An 8,484-nucleotide genomic window follows, 5' to 3' on the forward strand; every position below is an offset into this window, starting at 1 on the left:
GGAAAGGGATCTGACCCCGGAAAATCAACGGTCGCGCGGCAGCTTCTTTTCTTCGCGCAGCACGCCGAACGCTGCCAGCGTCATCAACCCGGCTACGGCGACGCCACCGATGAACACCACGTGCGAGCCGAACAGCGACAGCGCCTTGTGCAGCCAGGTGAAGCTCAGGTCGGCACCGCGGTAGACCACCGTGTCGATGGCTGCGCCGGCCTTGTAGCGCCACTGGCGGTCCACGCGGGTGTAGATGGTTTCGCGCGCTGGCTTGAACAGCGAGAACTCGCTGGCCCGGGTCAGCACCTGCACCACCGCCACCATCATCGGCAGTGGCGACGCAGCAAGCACAGAGAAGCCGAGCAGGATGGCGAAGGCGGGAATCAGCAGGGCCGGGGCGATGCCATGGCGCGACAGTAGCCAGCGGGTCAGGCTCAGCTGCAGCAGCAGCGTCAATGCGTTCACCGCGAGGTCGATGCGCGAGAAGAACGCAGTGCTGGCGGCCGGATCGCTGAAGGCCGCACGTACGATACTGGCCTGCTGGTTGTACAACAGGGTGCCCACGCCCACACCGAACATCACCAGGACTGCCAGCCAGCGCAGCAGGGGCTCGCGCACGATCAGCTTCAGACCATCGAGCACGCTTCCACCCATCGGCATTTCACCCGACACCAGCTGCTGCTCGCGTTCGCGCAGTACCGCCCAGTGCCGCAGGCGCCAGATGCAGAACAGGCAGATGACCAGGAAACCGGCCGACACCAGCATCAGGTTGGCGATGCCCACGCGCTGCGCCAGCGCACTGGTGATGAGCGGGCCGAGGAAGGCGCCGACCGTGCCGGCCGCACCGATATATCCGTAGTAGGCCCGCGCCTGCGCATTGGAGAACACGTCGGCCATGAAGCTCCAGAACACGGCCACTGCGAACAGGTTGAACACCATCACCCATAGGAAGAAGGCCATGCCCCGCCCCGGCACTTGGCTGTCGAACAGCGCATAGAAGCCCAGCAGGGTGGCGATGAAGAAGCCGTACACCGCCGGCAGGAATACCCGCCGCGGGAAGCGGCTGACCAGCCAGCCATAGACCGGCTGCAGCACCAGCATGATCACGAACACGCAGGAGAACAGGAACTGCAGGACGAAGTCCTTCAGCGCGATGCCGTGGTTGGCGAACCAGGCGATCAGCACCGGTGGGAACACCGTCTCCAGGTCGGCCGAAGCGGCCATCGCCTCGCGCACCGGGCGCAGCACGTAGTAGCCACTGAGCAGGCAGAAGAAGTAGAGGAAGGACCACCAGAGCGCCGGCGACTCGCGCAGCGCTGCGACCAGCTTCTTCAACGGACCGCCCGCAGTGGCCGCGCTCACGCGGCTCCCCTCGCCAGCAAACGGCGGTTGGACAGCGGCATGGCAGGCTCCGGGGGCAGTGAAGCGCGTACGTTATCCAATGCACTGCAACATCGCCAGCGCAGGCGGCGCTGATGGCTGCAACGCAGTGTCACGGACCGGCCCGGCGGACACCTTGTGATACACGCTTTTCTGGCGTCAAAACTCCAACTTTTTCAACGAGATGCGCATTCATCTTCGCTTTGTTTGTGCACAGGCGAAAAGCGGCGCTAGAATCATCCCCAGCAGTCGCGCACGGGTTCCAACCGATGAAAAAGAACAGCCTGCGTCGTCCGATCCGTTCGGCGGCCACCGGTTTGCTGGGCATGTTGATGCCCCTTGCCTTGTCCACCACCGCGCAGACCCCGCCGGCCCTGCCGCCGATGCCGACCAACATCGAGACCGCTGCCGGTGGCGCCATTGCCCACACCCAGCCGGCGGCCTACCGCACCGGCCTGGTGCCGCAGGTGCAGTTGCCGGCGGCTGGCTTCAACGTCGCCAACATCGAATCGATGGCGCAGCAGCTCACCTATGGCGAGCGCGTGCCGGGCATGGCCGTGGCCATCGTGCAGGGCGGCCGCGTGCTCAGCGCGCGCGGCTACGGCGTCACCGACGTCAACAACCCGTTGCCGGTCGACGCCCACACCGTGTTCCGCCTGGCGTCGCTGTCCAAGGCCTTCGCCGGCACCATGGCCGGCCTGCTGGTCAACGATGGCACCCTGCGCTGGGACAGCAAGGTCACCGACTATGTGCCGGGCTTCCGCCTGAACTCGCCGGAGGCCACCGACCGCCTGACCGTGGCCGATGTGCTCAGCCATCGCGTCGGCCTGCCGTACAACGCCTACGACCGCGACATCGAAGGCAATGCAGAGTACTACGCGCTGACCCAGAAGCTGGCCAACACCAGCCTGAAGTGCCTGCCGGGCGACTGCTACGCCTACCAGAACGTGGCCTTCAGCCTGATCGGCGACGTCGTGTATGCCGCCTCCGGCAGCTTCTACGAGCAGTCGGTCGAACGTCGCATCTTCAAGCCGCTGGGCATGAACGATGCCAGCCTCGGCCTGGCCGGTATTCAGGCCAGCTCGCGCTGGGCGCGCCCGCACGTACGCAGCCGCAACGGCTGGGTATCGCTGACGCCGAAGCCGACCTATTACCGCGTGGCCCCTGCTGCCGGCGTCAACGCCAGCGCCAGTGACATGGCGCAGTGGCTGCTGGCCCATACCGGCCACCGCCCGGACGTGCTGCCGGCGCCGCTGCTGGCCACCCTGCACTCCAGCCTGATCAACACCCCGGGCGAGATGCGTTCGGGCTGGCGCCGTGAACGCCTGCACTCGGCCGGCTACGCGCTGGGCTGGCGCACCTTCGACTACGCCGGTCACGATGTCGTGTTCCATGCCGGCGCCGTGCAGGGTTACCGCGGCCTGGTGGCATTGGTGCCCGAGCGCGACCTCGGCATCGCCATCATGTGGAACGGTGAAAGCGGCCTGCCCAGCGGCCTGCTGCCGACCGTGCTCGACGCCGCCCTCGGCCTGCCGTCGCAGCGCTGGCTGGACGTGGACACCGACTTCGGCAGCGACAACCTGATGGCCGAGGGCGCCGCCCCGGCGCAGCAGGACAAGCGCAAGGGCAAGGGTGCCTCGGGCAACCGCGCGGTGGCCTCGCCGCGCTGAGCTGGCGAACTCGACCGTAAGCAGAAGGGCGGCCCACGGGTCGCCCTTTTTTGTTGTTGTAGAGCCTAGCCCATGCTCGGCTGATTCAAGCAGCCGAGCATGGTTCGGCTCTACCGTTCCGCAGCGCTAGTGGGCGAAGTAGTGCATTCCGCCATCCACCGGAATCACCGCCCCAGTGATGTACCCCGCCAACGGGGAGGCAAGGAATGCAACCAGGTGCGCCACCTCCTCCGGTTCGCCGAAACGCCCCATCGGAATGTTGCGGGCGATGAACTCACGCCGGCTCTCTTCGGTGGGATGCAGTCGATCCAGGATCTGCGCGCTGTTGATACGCCCTGGTGCAATCGCGTTGACGGTGATGCCCTCGCCCGCCACGTCGCAGGACAGCCCCTTGCTCCACAGATGCAGCGCCGCTTTCGCCGGGCTCGCGGCATTCACCGCGCGCGGCTCCATCGACCCGCTGAGGTTGATCACACGCCCCCAGCCATTGGTCTGCATCGACGGCAGCACTGCCTGCGTCAGCCGTCGTGCCGCCGAGAAGTTCAGCGCCATTGCCTCGTCCCACACCTCATCTGCTGCAGCCACCCCAGCCAGCCGCGCGCCACCGGCCGCATTGACCAGGATATCCACGCGCTGCAGCGCCGCCAGCGACGCGCTGGCAATGCGCTGCACATCGTCGGCGTCGGTCAGATCGCCCAGCAGCACGACCGGTGATGGCCCACCCGCCGCCTCGATCGCGTCCGCCACCGATTGCAACGGCGCCTGCCGCCGCGCGGTGATCGCCACGCGCACACCCAGCGTTGCCAGCACCTGCGCGACACCTGCGCCGATGCCGCTGCCTGCGCCGGTGACCAGCGCGGTACGTCCTTCAAGATCCAGTTTCATGTGTTGCCCTGCCAGGTTCTGCCGGCCCATCTGGCCGTGCGGACATGCTCTTTAAGTACCCTCGATTGATAAACTCCGATGAGGTTTCAACATTCAGAACCCGGGGTGTCAGATGAACCTGTTGGAGAGCATGCAGGTCTATGTGCTGGCCGTGGAAAAGGGCAGCCTGAGTGCCGCGGCGTCGGCACTGGACATCTCCGCGACGATGGCCGGCAAGCACCTGCGCGCCCTGGAAAAACGGCTGGGCATGCAGCTGTTGAGCCGCACCACCCGACGGCAGCACATGACCGCGTTCGGTGAGGCCTATTACGGCCGCTGCAAGGAGATCCTGCGCCTGGTGGACGAAACGGATGCGCAGGCCCAGCATCACCATCTGGCACCGGCGGGCAAGCTGCGGATCAGTGCACCGGTGATCTTCGGCACGCATGCGCTGGTTCCGGCACTGTCGACCTACATGGACCGCTACCCCGAGGTCAGTGTCGAGCTGGTGCTGACCGATCGCGTGGTCGAACTGGCCGATGAGGGGTTCGAGGCCGCCATCCGCATCGGTAAGCTTGCCGACACCACGCATCTGGTAGCACGTCCGCTCAGCCCCTACCGGCTGACCTTGTGTGCATCACCGGCCTATCTCGCGCGGCATGGCACGCCGCACAGCGCGCAGGCGCTGCAGCAGCATCACTGCCTGTCGCTGGATCCGGCTGCACTGTCGCACTGGCTGGGCAACGAAGTGGCATTGCCAGCGCCGCCTTCGGGACGCCTGCAGATCAACAACGGCGAAGCGTTGCGGCTGGCCGCGCTGCAGGGCTTGGGCATCGTCCTGCAGTCGAGCCTGCTGCTGGCAGCGGACATCGATGCGGGTCGCCTGGTCCCGTTGCTGCCGGAACATGGTCGGCGCGGGCGGCCCATGCACGTGGTCTACCCGCACGACCGTTACCACTCGACCCGCCTGCGCAGCTTCGTGGATTTCCTGGTCGAACGGTTTCCCTGTGAAGCAGCAGACCATCGCAGCTGGCCAGGCGCAGACAGCCCATAAAAAAACCCCCTCCCCGCTGGGCAGTCGGGGAAGGGGTCTCAGGGTACGGCTATCGGGAAGTACTTAGATCAGCGGTGCCGGCGTTGCCGGAAGGGCCACCGGGGCGGCCTTCTTCTTGCGGGCGGCCGGCTTGCGCTTGGCAACCTTCTTGGCAGCCTTCTTCGGGGCAGCCTTCTTGGTCGCCTTCTTCGCAGTCTTCTTCACTGCCTTCTTGGCGGTCTTCTTTGTCGCCTTCTTCACTGCCTTCTTGGCGACCTTCTTGGCCGGCTTACGGGCGGTGGTCTTCTTGGCGGCTTTCTTGGCAGTCTTCTTGGTGGCCTTCTTGGCTACCTTCTTGACGGCCTTTTTCGCGGTCTTCTTTACGGCCTTCTTGGCAGTGGACTTCTTGGCTACCTTCTTCGCAGCCTTCTTCACTGTCTTCTTCGCCGTGGCCTTCTTGGCGACCTTCTTGGCAGCCTTCTTCACTGCCTTCTTGGCGGTCGCCTTCTTCGCGACCTTCTTCACTGCCTTCTTGGCAGCGGCCTTCTTGGCGACTTTCTTCACCGCTTTCTTGGCGGCGGGCTTTTTCTTCGCAGCTTTCTTGGTTGCCATGGTGATGGCTCCTCGTCAGTGATAGGGAGTTGAAACGCCCAGGTGGATCAAACCCGCCCATGCTGCGTGCGGGGACCGCCGGCGCGTCAGGCGCGCCGTTACGGATGCGGTGATGCCCGCCACGATCGGCGGAGCAGGCATCGGAACAGGGGTCGCCTTGCATTTCTCCGGGGGAAGCGGAGCCATGTCCACCGTCTTGAGGATCGCGGTGGTCTTCGAGGGGCTGCTTCGCATCGGACGATTGATTCTGCGCACTCGGTTTGGCAGGCAAGGTCTGCTGAGGCGAAACCTAATCACGGTTTTTTTTACTGTCAACAACCCCCGCGAAAAATTTTCACATCCGCCGCGTCCCGGGAGCCCTTCCCGCGCCTGCCGATGTTCCTCCGCGAGCACCGGCAAACACTGCATCGCACATCGTCGCCGCCATCAGCTGCGCACGAACAGCGAAGAAAAAACACTTGAAATAAGCACTCTGCGTCATGTAGAGGGCTGAAGCAGAAGGCCGCACGGTGAGGTGGTCGTGCACGGCGATGCACTCGCCAACGCCAGCACAACGGACCTGCAACAAGGCCAAAAACTTTTCACATCCGGGCGCGCCGTCGCGGGGGTGGAAACGCGGATTTGCGCAAAACTGCGCACGCCTTTTGGCCGCGCTCAACACCGGCTGATGCCATGGCGATGGCATGCGGCGAACCGGTCGGCATAAGTTCGACGCGTCCTCCAAAACGAAAACGGCCACCCGAGGGTGGCCGTTTTCGTACCGGGGAAACGACGACTCAGTGCTCTTCGTCTTCCAGGCCTTCGGCGTACGCGTCGGGGTCCAGCAGCTCGTTGAGCTCATCGCTGTTGGACACTTCGACCACGAACATCCAGCCGTCGCCGTAGGCGTCTTCGTTGATGGTTTCCGGCTTGTCGGCCAGCGCCGAGTTGACCTCGACGATGGTGCCGCTGATCGGGCTGTAGACGTCGGAGGCGGCCTTCACCGACTCGACGACCGCGATCTGCTCGTTGGCCTTGGCGGTCGTGCCGACTTCCGGCAGTTCGACGTAGACCAGGTCACCCAGCAGGCCCTGAGCGTGGTCGGAAATACCGACGGTAACGCGGCCATTGCCTTCGACACGGGCCCACTCATGGGACTTGAGGAACTTGAGGTCGCCGGGGATCTCGCTCATGGGACTGCTCCAGAGATATGCAGGGGGTGGAAAAAACGGGGCTAGTGTAACCAACCGGCCGCCACTGCTGGCAGTGACGACCGGCACGTTTGGATCACGCGTCGGTCAGCACGCCGGGCTGGGCCTGGCCTTCGCGCACGAACGGGAACTTGACCACCCGCACCGGCACCTGGCGGCCGCGGATGTCGACGGTGACCTGACCGAGTTCACCGGCCGGCACGCGTGCGAATGCGATGCCCTTGGCCAGGGTCGGCGAGAAGGTGCCGGACAGGATCTCGCCCTGGCCGCCGGCCGTGGTGACGGCCTGGCCATGGCGCAGCACGCCCTTCTCATCCATCACCAGGCCGATCATCTGACGTGCGTTGCCGGCGGCCTTCTGCGCCTCCAGCACGTCGCGGCCGATGAAGTCGCGACCTTCGTCCAGCGACACCGTCCAGGCCAGCGCCGCTTCGTACGGGCTGATCGCTTCGTCCATGTCCTGGCCGTACAGATTCATGCCGGCTTCCAGGCGCAGGGTATCGCGCGCGCCGAGGCCGGCCGGCTTCACGCCAGCGGCAAGCAGGCGGTTCCAGAACGCGACCACGGCATCCTGCGGCAGCAGGATCTCGAAACCGTCTTCGCCGGTGTAGCCGGTGCGGGCGACGAACAGTTCAACGCCGTCGTCGGACTGCACCTGCAGCGCGGCGAAGCGGCCGAGCTTGCCCAGCGACTCACGGTCGGCGTCGCGGGCCAGGCCGATGACGATGTCGCGCGCCTGCGGACCCTGCACGGCGAGGATCGCCAGGTCCGGACGCTGCTCGACGGAGACGTTGAACGGCGCCGCCTGCTCGCGCAGCCACGCCAGATCCTTCTCGCGGGTGGAGGCGTTGACCACCATGCGGAAGAAGTCTTCGGCCAGGTAATAGACGATCAGGTCGTCGATGACGCCGCCCTGCGGATTCAGCATGCACGAGTACAACGCCTTGCCGGTGGCCTTGAGCTTGTCGACCGAGTTGGCCAGCAGGCGGCGCAGGAACGGCTTGACCTGGTCGCCACGCAGGTCGACCACGGTCATGTGGCTGACGTCGAACACGCCCGACTCACGACGCACCAGGTGGTGCTCGTCCAGCTGCGAGCCGTAGTGGATGGGCATGTCCCAACCCCCGAAATCGACCATCTTGGCGCCAAGGGCGCGGTGGGTATCGTTGAGCAGCGTCTTCTGGGTCATGACCGGGTCCGGCAGCAGAGGAAACAAGAACGCGCATTATCCCAGATCGGTCGGCCGCAGGTCGCGCCGCAGCGCAGCGGGGGGATGTTGGCCGGCCGGCGGCCGGCAGCGCTTTCCACAAGCCAAGCAACGGCAACGGCAACGGCCAAAGCGCATCGGCTCGGCGAAGTCGACGGCTTGGCTGGAGCGGTATGGGCGATCGGGACACGCCGTGAACCCGTCCCTGGGGGCTCGGTCGCGCCATCCATGGCGCGAACGGTCCCGCTCGCCCATACCACTCCAGCCTTTCAACGTCCCCGGTGACGGAACGGAAGGCAAGTGCCAGAGCAAGAGCAGATTTCGGTGTCGATACATATATAGAGAGGGGTCGGAGCCCTTTCCTGCGGAAAGGGCTCCGACCCCGGGCGCACAGAGCGCAGCGACCGGCTTTTGCTTCTCGCTTTTGATTTCTTTTCCGTGGGCTGGACGCGCACGGAAACTGTCAGGGGTCGGGCGGGTTGGGTTCGCGGGGGTGTCCGCGGCATGGATGCCGCGGCCAAGCCCCCAGGGATGGGT

The 8,484-nt window shown here is 65.3% G+C and carries 8 protein-coding genes; 3 read left to right on the forward strand and 5 right to left on the reverse strand.

Annotated features, from left to right (window positions below; all coding sequences use genetic code 11):
* Positions 1–24: 24 nt before the first annotated feature.
* On the reverse strand, positions 25–1,353 hold the full coding sequence (locus MRBLST15_RS10205; protein ID WP_367785830.1) for an NTP/NDP exchange transporter: 1,329 nt from the start codon (positions 1,351–1,353) through the stop codon (positions 25–27).
* Positions 1,354–1,640: 287 nt separating this feature from the next.
* Here MRBLST15_RS10205 and MRBLST15_RS10210 point away from each other — a divergent pair, with 287 nt between their 5' ends.
* Positions 1,641–3,041 (forward strand): serine hydrolase domain-containing protein, encoded by a 1,401-nt coding sequence (locus MRBLST15_RS10210; protein ID WP_099818861.1) that lies wholly within the window; start codon positions 1,641–1,643, stop codon positions 3,039–3,041.
* Between the two features lie 126 nt (positions 3,042–3,167).
* On the opposite strand, the gene MRBLST15_RS10215 is transcribed toward MRBLST15_RS10210, so the two are convergent.
* Complete coding sequence (locus MRBLST15_RS10215) at positions 3,168–3,926, reverse strand: SDR family NAD(P)-dependent oxidoreductase (RefSeq protein ID WP_367785831.1); 759 nt, start codon at positions 3,924–3,926, stop codon at positions 3,168–3,170.
* Positions 3,927–4,038: 112 nt separating this feature from the next.
* On the opposite strand from MRBLST15_RS10215, the gene MRBLST15_RS10220 reads away from it, so the two are divergent.
* The gene (locus MRBLST15_RS10220; RefSeq protein WP_367785832.1) at positions 4,039–4,959 is read left to right on the forward strand and encodes a LysR family transcriptional regulator; all 921 of its coding nucleotides are present in this window, start codon (positions 4,039–4,041) and stop codon (positions 4,957–4,959) included.
* A 63-nt stretch (positions 4,960–5,022) separates the two neighbouring features.
* Here the strand turns inward: MRBLST15_RS10220 and MRBLST15_RS10225 are convergent, their stop codons facing one another.
* Positions 5,023–5,550: a hypothetical protein gene (locus MRBLST15_RS10225; protein ID WP_033831786.1), complete on the reverse strand. Its 528-nt coding sequence runs from the start codon at positions 5,548–5,550 to the stop codon at positions 5,023–5,025.
* A gap of 112 nt (positions 5,551–5,662) precedes the next feature.
* Here MRBLST15_RS10225 and MRBLST15_RS10230 point away from each other — a divergent pair, with 112 nt between their 5' ends.
* Positions 5,663–6,043, forward strand: coding sequence for a hypothetical protein (locus MRBLST15_RS10230; RefSeq protein ID WP_265956094.1), 381 nt, complete (start codon positions 5,663–5,665; stop codon positions 6,041–6,043).
* Between the two features lie 283 nt (positions 6,044–6,326).
* Here MRBLST15_RS10230 and gcvH read toward each other — a convergent pair whose 3' ends face one another.
* Entirely contained in the window at positions 6,327–6,722 is a 396-nt protein-coding gene (gene gcvH / locus MRBLST15_RS10235) for a glycine cleavage system protein GcvH (protein WP_312705544.1), read from the reverse strand.
* A 94-nt stretch (positions 6,723–6,816) separates the two neighbouring features.
* On the reverse strand, positions 6,817–7,929 hold the full coding sequence (gene gcvT, locus MRBLST15_RS10240; protein WP_265956098.1) for a glycine cleavage system aminomethyltransferase GcvT: 1,113 nt from the start codon (positions 7,927–7,929) through the stop codon (positions 6,817–6,819).
* Positions 7,930–8,484 lie beyond the last annotated feature (555 nt).

The sequence above is a fragment of the Stenotrophomonas sp. LST15-1-1.1 genome (genome assembly GCF_040815575.1).
GTDB classification, from domain to species: Bacteria; Pseudomonadota; Gammaproteobacteria; order Xanthomonadales; family Xanthomonadaceae; genus Stenotrophomonas; species Stenotrophomonas lactitubi_B.